We start from the raw sequence: 14,242 nt of genomic DNA on the forward strand, positions 1-14,242 counted from the left end.
TCACCTCTTCATGACCGCGAAGTGGGGCGCCCGGCCACTGGAGTTTGGGGTTCCCCAGGGGTGGCCGTCAACGCTGCCGCATGACCTGAAGAGAACACCTGGTCTCCATGGGAGTCCTCTGGGACCTTCTGATCAGCGGCGCCGCGCTACTGCGTCACCTGCCCTGGGCTCTCTGTCGCCGTTCGCCACCCCGACAGGGCCCGATCTGCTCGACATCCCCGGCAAGGCACACCGACGACCGCACTGGACCCGCGGCAGTCTCTCAAGCTGCCCAGCGCATCGAGGCATTCTCCCCAGGTGTGTCCAACGGCGTTTCCTACCCCCTGAATTCCTCCAGCAGCCGCAGCCACACCTCACTGATCGTCGGGAACGCCGGAACCGCGTGCCACAGCCGGGCGATCGGGACCTCGCCGGCGACCGCGATCGTGGCGGATTGGAGCATTTCGCCGACGCCGGGGCCGACGAAGGTGACGCCGAGGAGGATCTCGCGGTCGAGGTCGACCACCATGCGGGCGCGGCCTCGGTAGCCGTCGCGGTGGAGAGCCGCTCCGGCGACGGCGGCGAGGTCCTGGTCGACGGCGCGGACGCGGTGGCCCGCTGCCTCGGCCTGGGCCAGGGTCAGGCCCACGGAGGCGGCCTCGGGGTCGGTGAAGACGACCTGGGGCACGGCGTCGTGGTCGGCGGTGGCGCTCTCCGCGCCCCAGCGGGTGGTGTCCAGCGGGCGTCCCTGGGCGCGGGCGGCGATGGCGGACCCGGCGACGCGGGCCTGGTACTTGCCCTGGTGGGTGAGGAGGGCGCGGTGGTTGCAGTCGCCGACCGCGTAGAGCCAGTCGCTGCCGGTGACCTTGAGGGTGTCGTCGACGGTGAGCCAGTCACCGGGGGTGAGGCCCACCGTGTCGAGGCCGAGGTCGCCGGTGCGGGGCCTGCGGCCGGTGGCGAAGAGGACCTCGTCCGCCTGGAGGGTGGAGCCGTCGTCCAGGGTGAGGGTCACTCCGGAAGCGTCGCGGGCAAGCGCGGTGACCGAGACGCCGGTGCGGATCTCGGCCCCTGCGACGCGCAGGCTGTCGGCGACCAGTTCCCCGGCGAACGGCTCCATCCTCGGCAGCAGCCCCTCGCCCCGCACCAGCAGGGTGACCCGCGCGCCCAGGCCCTGCCAGGCGGTGGCCATCTCGGCGGCGACGACGGAACCGCCGACGACGGCGAGCCGCCCGGGGACCTCCTCGGCGCTGGTGGCCTCGCGGCTGGTCCAGGGGCGGGCCCCGGCCATGCCGGGCAGGTCGGGGAGGGCGGCGCTGGTTCCGGTGCACAGGGCGACGGCGTGCCGGGCGGCGAGCGTGGTGACCCGGCCGTCCCGGTCGGTCACGGTGACCCGGCGCTCCCCCGCGAGGCGGCCGTGGCCCCGGTACAGGTCGGTGCCGGTGGAGTCGACCCACTCCACCTGGCCGTCGTCCTTCCAGTCCGAGGCGAAGCCGTCTCGGCGGGCGAGGACGGCGCGGACGTCGGGCGGGCCCGCGGTCATCCGCTCCAGTCCGGGGAGTCCGCGGGCGTCGGCCTGGGCGAGCACCGGGCGGAGCAGGGCCTTGCTGGGCATGCACGCCCAGTAGGAGCATTCGCCGCCGACCAGCTCGCTCTCGACGATCGCGGCGCTCAGACCGGCCGCGCGGGCGCGGTCGGCGACGTTCTCGCCCACCGGTCCGGCGCCGATCACGACCACGTCGTAGGTGTGGTCCGGTTCTTTCGCGGGGGCGGGCGCGTCGACCCTTCGGGCTTGCGTCATGCCGCCAGTGTGACGGGGGGTGTGCGTCGTGGCCACACGGGTAGCGGCACCCGGATACGGAATACACCCGCCGCTCGCGCCGTTGTGCGAGGCGGTTCAGCAGTCAGCAGGAAGGTACGACGCCATGAGCACTGTGGAACTCACCAAGGAGAACTTCGACCAGACGGTGATGGACAACGAATTCGTCCTCATCGACTTCTGGGCGTCGTGGTGCGGTCCGTGCCGTTCGTTCGCACCGGTCTACGAAGCGGCCTCGGAAACCCACCCCGACCTGGTCTTCGGCAAGGTCGACACGGAGGCCCAGCAGGAGCTGGCCGCCGCGTTCGGCATCCAGTCGATCCCGACCCTGATGATCGTCCGCGACCGGGTGGCGGTCTTCGCCCAGCCCGGCGCGCTCCCCGCGGAGGCCCTGGAGGACGTCATCGGCCAGGCCCGCGCCCTGGACATGCAGGAGGTCCACAAGTCGGTGGCCGAGGCACAGGCCGCCGAGGCCAAGGGCGACCAGCCGGACGCACAGGGCTGACGCAGCTCACCTGCTGTCCGCCAGACCCCCCGGAGGCGGGGCCGCACCGGAATCCGGTGCGGCCCCGCCTCCCTCGTACCCAGGACCCGCGACCGGCGGCCTCCGGCGTGGCGATCCGGTGAACACCCGTACCCGGTGGACGGGTTGCCGACGGTGGGGCCTACCGTGGCGCGGGTGACTATCGACACCGGTGACCTGCCCCTCTCCCCCTCCCCCGGCCGTGACGGCCCCACGGCGACGGTCGAGGCCGACCCGCGCCGCGTCGGCACGGTACGGACCGAGTACGCGCCCGAGAAGGACGGCGACCCCGATCCCGGGGAGATCGTCTGGACCTGGGTCCCGTACGAGGAGAACGACGGCCGGGGCAAGGACCGCCCGGTGCTGGTGGTGGCGCGGGAGCGGGCGGGCACACTGCTGGCCGTGCAGCTGACCAGCAAGGACCGGCGCGGCGACAACGACTTCCTGGCGATCGGCACCGGCCCCTGGGACCGGGAGGAGCGCCCGTCGTGGGTCGCCGTGGACCGGGTGCTGCGGGTCCACGAGGACGGCATGCGGCGTGAGGCGTGCGCACTGGACCGGGGCCGCTTCAACCTGGTGGTGCTGCGGCTGCGCGAGCGGTACGGCTGGCGGTAGCGGCCGGGGCCGCCGGAGCGGCCCGGTCAGGGCCGCTCCGGGGCGGAAGGCGGCGTCGAAGGCGGCCCGGGTGGCGTCCTGCCGCGGGCGGTCCCAGGCGGCGAAGACCGCGGTGGCGAAGGTGTGCGCGAAGCGCAGCCCGGTGCGGGGAGCAGCCACCGGGCGACGGCGGTGGGCGCGCCGGCCGCTCGCGGAGGAGCCGGCGCGGGGACCGGCTGTGGACCGTACAGCCGGGTGGCGGCGGGGGTGGCGGTCGGCTGACCGGAGAGATCGCGCCAGATTCCGGCCGGGCCCCGACCCGCCCCCGGCCGCGGTCTCCTGGGTCTTCGCGGGCCATGGCCCGCAGTCGGGCGCTCGCATCCGCTCCTGCCGCTCGCTTTCCGGCCGCTCGCGGGCACGTCGGTGCAGCGTCCTGGCGTGGTCGTTGGAGGTGTCATGGTGTCGGCCGGGATTTACGGGGCACAACTCCTTTTCCGGATCACCGGCCCGGCCGGGAGGCGCGGTTGTGCGATGCGCCCCGAGCGTCTTGGCTGGACGGGTGACACCACGGCGGTCCTCCCCCAAGGAGTGCGTCCATGTCCCCTTCGTCGATCCCCTCGTCCGGCTCCTCACCCCCTCCCGACCGCGCTCCGGGCTGGCCCGGGAGCCCGCCCGCCACGGCGGGCCTGAGCGAGGAGTCCTTCTCCGACCTGGTACGAGGCATCTGTTTCAAGACCGGCCCGCCCCGCACCGTGGGGGTGGAGCTGGAATGGCTCGTGCACGACGCGGCCGACCCGCTGCGCAAGGTCTCCGCCGACCGGCTGCGCGCGGCCCACGCGGTCCTGCGGGACCTACCGCTGACCTCGCTGTTCACCGTGGAACCCGGTGGCCAGCTCGAACTCAGCTCCGCGCCCGCGCCCTCGCTGGCCGTCTGCGTGGAGCGGGTAGCCGCCGACATGGTGGTGCTGCGCGGGGCGCTGACGGCGCTCGGCCTGCGGGTGACGGGACTGGGCACCGAGCCCTCCCTCCCCGGCGAGCGGCTGCTGCGGGAGCCGCGCTACGACGCGATGGAGCGCTACCTCGACCGGGCGGGACCCGCCGGCCGGCACATGATGCGCTCCTCGGCCTCGGTGCAGGTCTGCCTGGACGCCGGGTACGAGGAGCCGGGGCCGCAGGGCCACCACCGAAGATGGCAACTCGCCCATCTGCTGGGCCCCGTACTGGTCGCCGCCTTCGCCAACTCCCCGGTCCACGAGGGCCGGCTGACCGGGTGGCGCTCGACCCGGCAGTCGCTGTGGGCCGAGATCGAGCCCGGCCGGTCGGCGGCGCCGCCGACCGACGCGGAGCCCCGCGCGGCGTGGACCGAGCGGGTGCTGGACGCCCCGGTGATGTGCGTACGCGCCGAGGACGAGCCGTGGGACGCGCCCGAGGGGCTGACCTTCCGCGCCTGGGTGCGCGGCGAGGGGCCCCGGCCGGTCACCGAGGAGGACCTCGCCTACCACCTGACGACGCTCTTCCCGCCGGTGCGCCCGCGTGGCCACCTGGAGCTGCGGATGATCGACGCGCAGCCCGGCGAGGACGGCTGGCGGGTCCCCCTGGCGGTGACCTGCGCGCTCTTCGACGACGCCGAGGCGACGGAGGCCGCGTACCGGATCGTCAAGCCGCTGGCCGAGCGGGCCACCGGCGGGCCGGCCCCGCACAACGCGCTGTGGGAGGCGGCGGCCCGCTCGGCCCTCGCCGACCCGGAGCTGCGGGAGGCCGCCACGGCCTGCTTCGCCACCGCGCTCCAGGCGCTGCCGCGCCTGGGCGCCGGTGAGGAACTGACGGCACAGGTCGCCGCGTTCACCGAACGGTACACACGGGCGGGGCGCTGCCCCGCGGACGACATCCTGGACACCTGTCCGGACATCCGCCCCGACCGGGGGCCCGCCGAAGGGCCGGCCGCGCACGGGACGGTCAGGGGAGAGGACGCACCGGCATGACCACTTCGTCCACGGACACACCGCGGGAGGGCGGTCGGCCCCCGGCCGGCCCCGGCGCGCCGCGGGAGCGGGCCCTGGCCGCGCTGCTCGCCGCTCGGGAGCGGACCGCGCTGCTCACCGACTGCGTGGAGGGCCCGGACCTGGCCGCGCAGCACTCCCCCCTGATGTCTCCGCTGGTCTGGGACCTCGCGCACATCGGCAACCAGGAGGAGCTCTGGCTGGTGCGCGCGGTGGGCGGGCGCGAGGCGCTGCGGCCCGAGATCGACTCGCTGTACGACGCGTTCGAGCATCCCCGGGCGGAGCGTCCCTCGCTGCCGCTGCTCGCTCCCCAGGAGGCGCGGCGGTACGCGGCCGAGGTGCGGGGCCGGGCGCTGGACGTGCTGGCGTCGGCGCCGGTCGAGGGCGGGCCGCTGACGGCCCACGGGTTCGTCTTCGGGATGGTCGCCCAGCACGAGCAGCAGCACGACGAGACGATGCTCATCACCCATCAGCTGCGGCGCGGCCCGGCCGTGCTGGACGCCCCGGCGCCGCCCCGCCCCGCCCCGGACGCCCCGCTGCCGGGCCCGGAGGCGCTGGTGCCGGGCGGCCCGTTCACCATGGGCACCTCGGCCGAGCCGTGGGCGCTGGACAACGAACGGCCCGCGCACCGCCGGGAGGTGCCCGCCTTCTGGCTGGACACGGCCCCGGTGACCTGCGGGGCGTACCTGCGGTTCATCGAGGACGGCGGGTACGACGAGGAGCGGTGGTGGCACCCGGCGGGTCTGCGGCTGGTCCGCGAACACGGGCTGAGGGCCCCGCTGTTCTGGCGGCGTGAGGGCTCCACCTGGCTGCGGCGCCGGTTCGGCGTGGAGGAGCCGGTGCCCGCCGAGGAACCGGTGGTCCACGTCAGCTGGTACGAGGCGGACGCCTACGCCCGCTGGGCCGGGCGGCGGCTGCCGACGGAGGCCGAGTGGGAGAAGGCGGCCCGGTTCGACCCGGCCACCGGGCGCGCCCGCCGCTATCCGTGGGGCGACGCCGACCCGGGCCCCGCCCACGCCAACCTGGGCCAGCGCCACCTGCGTCCCGCCCCGGCCGGCGCCTATCCGGCGGGCCGTTCGCCGCTGGGTGTCGGGCAGCTCATCGGCGACGTGTGGGAGTGGACGGCGAGCGACTTCCTCCCGTATCCGGGGTTCGCGGCGTTCCCGTACCGCGAGTATTCGGAAGTCTTCTTCGGGGACGCCCACAAGGTGCTGCGGGGCGGGTCGTTCGGGGTGGACCCGGTCGCCTGCCGGGGCACCTTCCGCAACTGGGACCTGCCGGTGCGCCGGCAGATCTTCGCCGGGTTCCGCACCGCGCGCGACGCGGGCTGCGGCGAGGGCGCCGCGTGAGCGGGCGGGGGTGGTCCTGATGTGCCGTCACCTCGCCTACGTGGGCCCGGTGCTGCCGCTGGGCGAGCTGCTGTCGGCACCGGAGCACAGCCTGTTCCGGCAGTCCTGGGCACCGCGCCACCAGCGGTACGGCACGGTCAACGCCGACGGGTTCGGCCTGGGCTGGTACGCGGCGGGCGACCCGGTTCCGGCGCGCTACCGGCGGGCGGGCCCGATCTGGGCGGACCCCTCGTTCGGCGATCTGGCGCGGGTGGTGCGCAGTTCGGCGCTGCTGGCGGCGGTGCGGGACGCGACGGCGGCGGGCGCCGACCCGGAGGCGGCGGTGGCACCGTACGCCGACGGGTCCTGGCTGTTCAGCCACAACGGGGCGGTGTCCGGGTGGCCGCAGTCGCTGGCCGAGCCCGCCGCCTCGCTGGAGCCGCTGGCCCTGCTGGAGCTGGAGGCCCGGTGCGACGCCGCCCTGGTGTGGGCGCTGGTCCGGGACCGGCTGCGGCGCGGTGAGGCCCCCGGCGACGCCCTGGGCGGCGCGGTCGGGACGGTGGCGGCCGCCGCGCCGGGCTCCCGGCTCAACCTGCTGCTGACCGACGGCCGTTCCATCGCCGCCACTACCTGGGGCGACACCCTCTTCCACCGTCCCGGTCCGACCGGCGGCCGCGTGGTCGCCTCCGAGCCCTACGACGACGAGCCGGGCTGGCGGGCCGTACCGGACCGCACGCTGCTGCTCGCCGACGCCCGGGACGTCACCCTTCTGCCTCTCAAGGAGCCCTCCGCGTGAGCCCGTTCCGCATCACCCGCACCCTGCCCGAGGACGCCACCGGCGCCGCCCTGCGCGAGGACGTCCGCGCCGGGCTCACCTCGGAGCCGAAGACGCTGCCGCCCAAGTGGTTCTACGACGCGCGGGGCAGCGAGCTGTTCGAGGAGATCACCCGGCTCCCCGAGTACTACCCGACCCGTGCCGAGCGCGAGATCCTCCAGGACCGGGCGGGCGAGATCGCGGCGGCGCTCCCGGCCCGGACCCTGGTGGAGCTGGGCTCGGGCTCCTCCGAGAAGACCCGGCTGCTGCTGGACGCGCTGGGCGGCCTTGAGGCGTACGTGCCGGTGGACGTGAGCGAGAGCGCGCTGCGCGGGGCCGGTGAGGCGCTGGCGCGGGAGCGGCCGGGCTTGCGGGTGCACGCGCTGATCGCCGACTTCACCGGCCGGCTGGAGCTGCCCGAGGGGCTGCCGGGGCCGCGGCTGGTGGCGTTCCTCGGGGGGACGCTGGGCAATCTGCTGCCCGAGGAGCGGGAGGCGTTCCTGGCCTCGGTGCGGGCGTCGATGGCGCCGGGCGACGGGCTGCTGCTCGGCACCGACCTGGTGAAGGACGAGGAGACGCTGGTCGCCGCCTACGACGACGCGCGGGGCGTGACGGCCGAGTTCGACAAGAACGTGCTGCGGGTGGTCAACCGCGAGCTGGGCGCCGACTTCGACCTCGGCCGCTTCGACCACGTGGCCCGCTGGGACGCGGAGCGGGAGTGGATGGAGATGCGGCTGCGGGCGCGCTCGGCGGCCACGGTGAAGATCTCGGCGCTGAACCTGGCGGTGGAGTTCGCCGAGGGCGAGGAGGTGCGCACGGAGGTGTCGGCGAAGTTCCGCGAGGAGGGCGTCCGCGCGGAGCTGGCGGCGGCCGGGCTCACCGCGGCCGGCTGGTGGACGGACCGGGCGGGACGGTTCGCCCTGTCGTTGTCGCTGGCCTGACGCCGGGCGCCCGGGGGGCCGCGGCGGCCCCCCGGGCGCGCGGCCTCGGCCGTCAGCGGGTGCGCAGGTCGAGCGTGCTGGTGATGCGCTTCGAGGCGGCCTTGGCGGCGGTCTCGGGGTCGGCGCCGGTGAGCACCTGGGTCATGTACTCCTTGATCGGGTTGTCGCTCTCGACGGAGCCCCAGCGCGGGGAGTTGGGGGTGGCCCGGCCGTGTGCGGCGCCCTCGGCCATCGCGGCGGACCCCTCGTCGCCGCTGACGGCCTCGGCGAGGGTGGTCTTGTTGGGCACGTAGTTCATCGTCCTGGCGAGGGTGACCTGCCACTTCTCGCCGGCGAGCGCCTTGATCAGCTCGACGGCCCCGGCACGGTTGTCGGTCTTCTCCCGGACCACGAGGTCGGAGCCGCCGGTGAAGACGGCACCGGGCCTGGCGGCGGTCTTGCCGGGGACGGGGAAGAAGCCGAGCTTGCCCTTGAGGGCGGGATTCTTGGCGACGATGGTCCGGGCGGCGCCGGGGACGGTGATGATCTGGCCGACGTCGCCCTTGGCGAACACCTCGGCCTGCGGCGGGTTCCCCTCGTCGGCGTCCTTCGGCCCGTTGCCGAGTTCCTGGAGCCTGCGGTAGAAGTCCATGCCGCGCAGGGCGGCGGGGGTGTCCAGGGTGCCCGTCCAGATGTTGCCGGACTCCTTGGCGAGGTCACCGCCCTCGTCCCAGATGAAGCCGGAGAGGGTGTACCAGTCCTGTCCGGCGAGGTAGATGCCCTGGTTGCCGGTCTCGTTGATCCTGGTGGTGTCGGCGATCCACTGCTCCCGGGTCTTCGGGGGCTTGCTGACGCCGGCCTCGGCGAAGACGTCCTTGTTGTAGAGGACGACACGGTTGGCGGCGTACCAGGGGATGCCGTACTGCGAGCCGCCGAACCGTCCGGGCGCGGCCAGTCCGGGCAGCCAGTCGTCCATACCGAGGTCGCGCATCGACTCCAGCGTCAGGTCGACCAGGCCGCCGCCGTCCACGTACTGGGCGACCTGGGTGTTGCCCACCTCGATGACGTCGGGCGCGGAGTCGTCGCCGGTCCTGAGCGCCTTGTCGACCTTCTCGGTGATGCCGCCCCAGTCCTGGCTCTCGACCTTGAGCCTCAGCGAGGGGTGCTCCTTCTCGAACTCCTTGGTGAACCGCTCGATGAAGTCGGCTGTCGCACTGTCCTTCATGAGCCAGAGCGTGATCTCTTCACGGTCGTCGCCACCGGGCACGAGTCCGCAGCCCGCCAGGAGGGAGGCGGAGGCGAGGAATACGACGAAGGCGGTACAGCGGGTCTTCACGTGGGTCGCTTTCTGCCTGAGGACAGGAGGGAGACGGGTCCCGACGTGGGGGGGAGCGCGCACGCTCGTACGGGCTCCACCTCACCTTGGTATAGACCAAAGCGGCGGTCAAGAGGCTGAGGGCGAATCCTCCCATTACGGTGGGGTGACGACACCTGTCTCGGGGAGCCCGCCCGTTGCGCAAGGAGGACGTCCGCCATGTCCGATCACGTGTACCGCGTCACCGAGATCGTCGGCACCTCGCCCGAGGGCGTCGACCAGGCGATCCGCAACGGCATCGACCGCGCCTCCCAGACCCTGCGCGGCCTCGACTGGTTCGAGGTCACCCAGGTGCGCGGCGCCATCGCCGACGGGCAGGTCGCCCACTACCAGGTGGGGCTGAAGGTGGGCTTCCGCCTGGAGGGCTCCGACGGCGGCTGACGACCGGCCGGCCCGCCACCGCGGGGCCGGCCCCCTCAGACCCCTCAGGTCCGGTCCTCACGCTCCTGCCCCGCGCGCAACTCCGCGGAGGTCCGCCCCCAGTCGGCGTCCACCACCTGGAACCCCGCCCGCTGCGCCTGGGCCAGGACCAGCGGGTCGTCGTCGACCAGCATCCGCACGGGGCGGGTGGCCCGCAGCGCGCTCAGCACCTCCAGTTTGGCGCGTACGGCCGGGCGCCGGTCGTGCTCGCGGCGCATCCGCACCGGCCCCTCGGGCAGGCCGTGCTCCCGCAGCCACGCCTCGGTGTCGGCCCGGCAGCGCTCCGGACGCCCGGTCAGGTAGAGCAGGTCGCAGCCGGCGGCGGCCTCGCGGGCCAGCGCGACGCCCTCGGCGAGCGGCGGGTCGGTGGGCGCAGCGGCGAAGAAGCCCCGCCAGTCGCGCGGGGAGCGCTCCAGGAAGTGCTGGCGGTGGGTGGTGTCGGCGAGGGTGCCGTCGAGGTCGAAGACGGCGATCGGGCGCGGCTCGGTCACCGGGCCACGGTAGCCCCCGGGGGAATCGCGCGCGCGGCGCGCGGCGTTGCAGCGGAGGTGAGTACCATGACCGGCCCGACGGGCCCCGCCGCCCCCTCTCCCTCCCCTGCCCCCTCCGCCTCCGCCGGGGCGGGCCCCTTCCCCGGCGTCCGCTTCTCGGTCCTGGACCGCTCCCGGGTGCGGGAGGACCGTCCGGTGGGTGAGGCGCTGCGGGACACGGTAGCGCTGGCTCGGGAGGCGGAACGGCTCGGGTACCACCGGTTCTGGGTCTCGGAGCACCACGGAGTGCCGGGCGTCGCCGGCTCCGCCCCGGCGGTCCTGGCGGCCGCGGTGGCCTCGGCGACCTCCCGCATCCGGGTGGGGACCGGGGGCGTGATGCTGCCCAACCATCAGCCGCTGGTGGTGGCGGAGCAGTTCGGCGTGCTGGAGTCCCTGTTCCCGGGCCGGATCGACATGGGGCTCGGGCGTTCTGTCGGCTTCACCGACGGGGTCCGCAAGGCGCTGGGCAGCGGCAAGGAGGAGGCGGACGCCTTCACCGAACGCCTCGCCGAACTGCTCGGCTACTTCGACGGGCCCGCCGCCTCCGGGGTACGGGCCCGCCCGGCCGACGCCGTGCGTGTCCCCGCCTTCGTGCTGGCCACCGGGGCGGGCGCGCGGACGGCCGCCGCGGCCGGGCTGCCGCTGGTGATCGGCGGTCCGCGCCGGGAGAAGCTGGCCCAGGCGGCGCGGACCTACCGCGAGGAGTTCCGGCCGGGCCCCTGGGCGGCCGAGCCGTACGTGGTGGTCTCCGGCGAGGTCGCCCTCGCCGGAGACGAGCGGGCCGCCCGCCGCCTGCTGCTCCCCGAGGCGTGGGCGATGTCGCACGCCCGCACCCACGGCACCTTCCCGCCGCTGGCGCCGGCCGCGCGGATCGAGGCCATGGAGCTGCCCGAGCGGCAGCGGGGCCTGCTGGAGAGGGGGCTGGACAGCGGGGTGTACGGCACCGAGGAGCAGGTGACGGAGCGGCTGGGGCGGCTGATCGAGTCGACGGGGGCCCAGGAGGTGCTGGTGACGACCAGTACGTACGACCGGGCGGGCCTGCTGGACTCCTACCGGCGGCTCGCGCGGCTGGCCCGGTTCACTCCGCCGGACGGGGACTGAGACACGCGGGAGCCCCGTCACCGACCGGCCGGGACGGTGACGGGGCTCTCGGGGTGGCCCGCCCGGAGGGGCGCGGGACACGGGACGGGACCGGAGGGCTGAGCACCACGGCCGGTCCCGCCTGTCCGGGGAAACGGGTCAGCGCTTGCCGCCCTTGCGGGTGGCGCGCAGCCACTCCTTGTTCATGTTGGTGATGGAGAAGAGCGGGATGCCCTTCGGGCAGGCCGTGGCGCACTCCCCTGCGAGGGTGCAGCCGCCGAAGCCCTCCGCGTCCATGCTGGCCACCATGGACAGCACGCGGGACTCGCGCTCGGGCGCGCCCTGCGGGAGGACGTTGAGGTGGCTGACCTTGGCCGCGGTGAAGAGCATCGCGGAGCCGTTGGGGCAGGCCGCGACGCAGGCGCCGCAGCCGATGCACTCGGCGTTCTCGAAGGCGTAGTCGGCGTCGGGCTTGGGCACCGGGGTGGCGTGCGCCTCGGGGGCGGTGCCGGTGGGCGCCGAGATGTAGCCGCCGGACCGGATCACGCGGTCGAAGGCCGACCGGTCGACGACGAGGTCCTTGATGACCGGGAAGGCGGAGGCCCGCCACGGCTCGATGTCGATGGTGTCGCCGTCGGAGAACGAGCGCATGTGGAGCTGGCAGGTGGTGGTGCGCTCGGGGCCGTGCGCGTCGCCGTTGATGACGAGGCTGCACGCGCCGCAGATGCCCTCGCGGCAGTCGTGGTCGAAGGCGACCGGGTCCTCGCCCTTGAGGGTGAGTTCCTCGTTGAGGGTGTCGAGCATCTCCAGGAAGGACATGTCCTGGCTGATGTCGTCCACCTCGTAGGTGGACATGGCTCCGGGCTCGTCGGCGTTCTTCTGCCGCCAGACGCGCAGGGTGAGCTTCATGCGTAGCTCCGCTGGGTGGGGTGGACGTACTCGAAGACCAGGTCTTCCTTGTGCAGGACGGGCGCCTCGCCGGTGCCGCCGAACTCCCAGGCTGCGGCGTAGGAGAACTCCTCGTCCCGCCGGGCGGCCTCGCCGTCCGGGGTCTGCGACTCGACGCGGAAGTGGCCGCCGCAGGACTCCGCGCGGTGCAGCGCGTCGAGGCACATCAGCTCGGCCAGTTCCAGGTAGTCGACCACGCGGTTGGCGCGCTCCAGCGACTGGTTGAACTCCTCGCCGGTGCCGGGGACCTTGATCCGTCGCCAGAACTCCTCGCGGATCTGGGGGATGCGGGCGAGCGCGGTGCGCAGGCCGTCCTCGTTGCGCGCCATGCCGCAGTACTCCCACATGAGTTCACCGATCTCGCGGTGGAAGGAGTCCGGGGTGCGGTCGCCGTCGACGGAGAGCAGCAGGTTGAGGCGGTCCTGGGTCTCGGCGACGGTCTCGGCGACGGCCGGATGGTCGGCGGAGACGTCCTCGGTGTGCGGGTTGCGCGCGAGGTAGTCGTTGATGGTGGACGGCAGGACGAAGTAGCCGTCGGCGAGGCCCTGCATGAGCGCGGAGGCGCCCAGGCGGTTGGCCCCGTGGTCGGAGAAGTTGGCCTCGCCGATGGCGAAGAGGCCGGGGATGGTGGTCTGGAGGTCGTAGTCGACCCAGAGGCCGCCCATCGTGTAGTGCACGGCGGGGTAGATCCGCATCGGGACCTGGTAGGGGTCCTCGTCGGTGATCCGCTGGTACATGTCGAAGAGGTTGCCGTACTTCGCCTCGACGGCCTTGCGGCCCATCCGCTCGATCGCCTCGGCGAAGTCGAGGTAGACGCCCTGTCCGCCGGGGCCGACGCCGCGGCCCTCGTCGCAGACGTTCTTGGCGGCGCGGGAGGCGATGTCGCGGGGGACGAGGTTGCCGAAGGAGGGGTAGATGCGCTCCAGGTAGTAGTCGCGCTCGTCCTCGGGGATCTGGTCCGGCGCCCGCTGGTCGCCCTTGGCCTTGGGCACCCAGATCCGGCCGTCGTTGCGCAGCGACTCACTCATCAGGGTGAGCTTGGACTGGTGGTCGCCGGTGCGCGGGATGCAGGTCGGATGGATCTGCGTGAAGCAGGGGTTGGCGAAGTACGCGCCCTTGCGGTGCGCCCGCCAGATCGCGGTCGCGTTGGAGTTCATGGCGTTGGTCGACAGGTAGAAGACGTTGCCGTAGCCGCCGGTGGCGAGGACGACGGCGTCCGCGAAGTAGGTGTCGATCCGGCCGGTGACCAGGTCGCGGGCGACGATGCCGCGGGCCTTGCCGTCGACCACGATCAGGTCGAGCATCTCGGTGCGGTGGTGCATCTCGACGGTGCCCGCGCCGATCTGCCGGGAGAGCGCCTGGTAGGCGCCGAGCAGCAGCTGCTGGCCCGTCTGGCCGCGGGCGTAGAAGGTGCGGGAGACCTGGACGCCGCCGAAGGAGCGGTTGTCGAGCAGGCCGCCGTACTCGCGGGCGAAGGGGACGCCCTGGGCCACGCACTGGTCGATGATCTCCACGGAGATCTGGGCGAGCCGGTGGACGTTGGACTCGCGGGCGCGGAAGTCGCCGCCCTTGACCGTGTCGTAGAAGAGGCGGTGCACGGAGTCGCCGTCGTTGCGGTAGTTCTTGGCCGCGTTGATGCCGCCCTGGGCAGCGACCGAGTGGGCCCGGCGGGGCGAGTCCTGGAAGCAGAACTGGACGACGTGGTAACCCTGTTCGGCCAGCGTCGCACCGGCGGAGCCGCCGGCCAGGCCGGTGCCGACGACGATGACGGTGTGCTTGCGGCGGTTGGCGGGGTTGACCAGCTTCGCCTCGAAGCGGCGGGTGTCCCAGCGTGCGTCGACCGCCCCGGCCGGCGCCTTGGTGTCGGCGATCGGCTCACCGGTCGTGTAGCGGGTGTAGTCGGTGTCAGCCATGG

General features: G+C 73.9%; 13 protein-coding genes. 8 read left to right on the plus strand and 5 right to left on the minus strand.

Going from position 1 to position 14,242, the window contains the following annotated elements; genetic code table 11:
• Window positions 1-316 precede the first annotated feature (316 nt).
• A complete protein-coding gene (locus ACSLIC_RS00940) occupies window positions 317-1,777 on the minus strand; it encodes a dihydrolipoyl dehydrogenase family protein (protein WP_436735757.1) in 1,461 nt (486 codons plus the stop codon).
• A 124-nt stretch (window positions 1,778-1,901) separates the two neighbouring features.
• Here ACSLIC_RS00940 and trxA point away from each other — a divergent pair, with 124 nt between their 5' ends.
• From trxA to egtD, 6 genes are all read left to right on the plus strand, one after another.
• Window positions 1,902-2,300, plus strand: coding sequence for a thioredoxin (gene trxA, locus ACSLIC_RS00945; RefSeq protein ID WP_003946714.1), 399 nt, complete (start codon window positions 1,902-1,904; stop codon window positions 2,298-2,300).
• Window positions 2,301-2,474: 174 nt separating this feature from the next.
• Complete coding sequence (locus ACSLIC_RS00950; RefSeq protein ID WP_436735758.1) at window positions 2,475-2,933, plus strand: type II toxin-antitoxin system PemK/MazF family toxin; 459 nt, start codon at window positions 2,475-2,477, stop codon at window positions 2,931-2,933.
• A 575-nt stretch (window positions 2,934-3,508) separates the two neighbouring features.
• Window positions 3,509-4,894 (plus strand): ergothioneine biosynthesis glutamate--cysteine ligase EgtA, encoded by a 1,386-nt coding sequence (gene egtA, locus ACSLIC_RS00955; protein ID WP_436735759.1) that lies wholly within the window; start codon window positions 3,509-3,511, stop codon window positions 4,892-4,894.
• Window positions 4,891-6,261: an ergothioneine biosynthesis protein EgtB gene (egtB, locus tag ACSLIC_RS00960; RefSeq protein WP_436735760.1), complete on the plus strand. Its 1,371-nt coding sequence runs from the start codon at window positions 4,891-4,893 to the stop codon at window positions 6,259-6,261. The genes egtA and egtB overlap by 4 nt, the downstream gene beginning before the upstream one ends.
• A 19-nt stretch (window positions 6,262-6,280) precedes the next feature.
• The gene (egtC, locus tag ACSLIC_RS00965) at window positions 6,281-7,036 is read left to right on the plus strand and encodes an ergothioneine biosynthesis protein EgtC (protein WP_436735761.1); all 756 of its coding nucleotides are present in this window, start codon (window positions 6,281-6,283) and stop codon (window positions 7,034-7,036) included.
• Window positions 7,033-7,995, plus strand: coding sequence for an L-histidine N(alpha)-methyltransferase (gene egtD, locus ACSLIC_RS00970; RefSeq protein ID WP_436735762.1), 963 nt, complete (start codon window positions 7,033-7,035; stop codon window positions 7,993-7,995). Before egtC ends, egtD begins: the two co-directional genes overlap by 4 nt.
• Before the next feature lie 52 nt (window positions 7,996-8,047).
• Here the strand turns inward: egtD and ACSLIC_RS00975 are convergent, their stop codons facing one another.
• On the minus strand, window positions 8,048-9,310 hold the full coding sequence (locus ACSLIC_RS00975; RefSeq protein WP_436735763.1) for an extracellular solute-binding protein: 1,263 nt from the start codon (window positions 9,308-9,310) through the stop codon (window positions 8,048-8,050).
• 198 nt (window positions 9,311-9,508) lie between these two features.
• Between ACSLIC_RS00975 and ACSLIC_RS00980 the strand changes: the two genes are divergently transcribed.
• Window positions 9,509-9,730, plus strand: a complete 222-nt coding sequence (locus ACSLIC_RS00980) for a dodecin (protein WP_436735764.1) — start codon at window positions 9,509-9,511, stop codon at window positions 9,728-9,730.
• 44 nt (window positions 9,731-9,774) lie between these two features.
• Here the strand turns inward: ACSLIC_RS00980 and ACSLIC_RS00985 are convergent, their stop codons facing one another.
• Window positions 9,775-10,260 carry an LNS2 domain-containing protein gene (locus ACSLIC_RS00985; protein WP_436735765.1) on the minus strand — a complete coding sequence of 162 codons (486 nt, stop codon included), beginning with the start codon at window positions 10,258-10,260 and terminating at the stop codon, window positions 9,775-9,777.
• Between the two features lie 66 nt (window positions 10,261-10,326).
• Here ACSLIC_RS00985 and ACSLIC_RS00990 point away from each other — a divergent pair, with 66 nt between their 5' ends.
• The gene (locus ACSLIC_RS00990) at window positions 10,327-11,400 is read left to right on the plus strand and encodes an MsnO8 family LLM class oxidoreductase (protein WP_436735766.1); all 1,074 of its coding nucleotides are present in this window, start codon (window positions 10,327-10,329) and stop codon (window positions 11,398-11,400) included.
• A gap of 138 nt (window positions 11,401-11,538) precedes the next feature.
• On the opposite strand, the gene ACSLIC_RS00995 is transcribed toward ACSLIC_RS00990, so the two are convergent.
• A complete protein-coding gene (locus ACSLIC_RS00995; RefSeq protein WP_436735767.1) occupies window positions 11,539-12,288 on the minus strand; it encodes a succinate dehydrogenase/fumarate reductase iron-sulfur subunit in 750 nt (249 codons plus the stop codon).
• On the minus strand, window positions 12,285-14,240 hold the full coding sequence (locus tag ACSLIC_RS01000; RefSeq protein ID WP_436735768.1) for a fumarate reductase/succinate dehydrogenase flavoprotein subunit: 1,956 nt from the start codon (window positions 14,238-14,240) through the stop codon (window positions 12,285-12,287). Before ACSLIC_RS01000 ends, ACSLIC_RS00995 begins: the two co-directional genes overlap by 4 nt.
• Window positions 14,241-14,242: the final 2 nt, after the last annotated feature.

The sequence above is a fragment of the Streptomyces sp. BBFR102 genome (assembly GCF_051397025.1).
Classification (GTDB): Bacteria; Actinomycetota; Actinomycetes; order Streptomycetales; family Streptomycetaceae; genus Streptomyces.

Coding starts and splice junctions, on each gene's coding strand:
- ACSLIC_RS00940 (WP_436735757.1), bottom strand. CDS start 1,777: ATGACGCAAGCCCGAAGGGTCGACGCGCCCGCCCCCGCGAAAGAACCG.
- ACSLIC_RS01000 (WP_436735768.1), bottom strand. CDS start 14,240: ATGGCTGACACCGACTACACCCGCTACACGACCGGTGAGCCGATCGCC.
- ACSLIC_RS00990 (WP_436735766.1), top strand. CDS start 10,327: ATGACCGGCCCGACGGGCCCCGCCGCCCCCTCTCCCTCCCCTGCCCCC.
- ACSLIC_RS00980 (WP_436735764.1), top strand. CDS start 9,509: ATGTCCGATCACGTGTACCGCGTCACCGAGATCGTCGGCACCTCGCCC.
- ACSLIC_RS00995 (WP_436735767.1), bottom strand. CDS start 12,288: ATGAAGCTCACCCTGCGCGTCTGGCGGCAGAAGAACGCCGACGAGCCC.
- egtC (WP_436735761.1), top strand. CDS start 6,281: ATGTGCCGTCACCTCGCCTACGTGGGCCCGGTGCTGCCGCTGGGCGAG.
- egtA (WP_436735759.1), top strand. CDS start 3,509: ATGTCCCCTTCGTCGATCCCCTCGTCCGGCTCCTCACCCCCTCCCGAC.
- egtB (WP_436735760.1), top strand. CDS start 4,891: ATGACCACTTCGTCCACGGACACACCGCGGGAGGGCGGTCGGCCCCCG.
- trxA (WP_003946714.1), top strand. CDS start 1,902: ATGAGCACTGTGGAACTCACCAAGGAGAACTTCGACCAGACGGTGATG.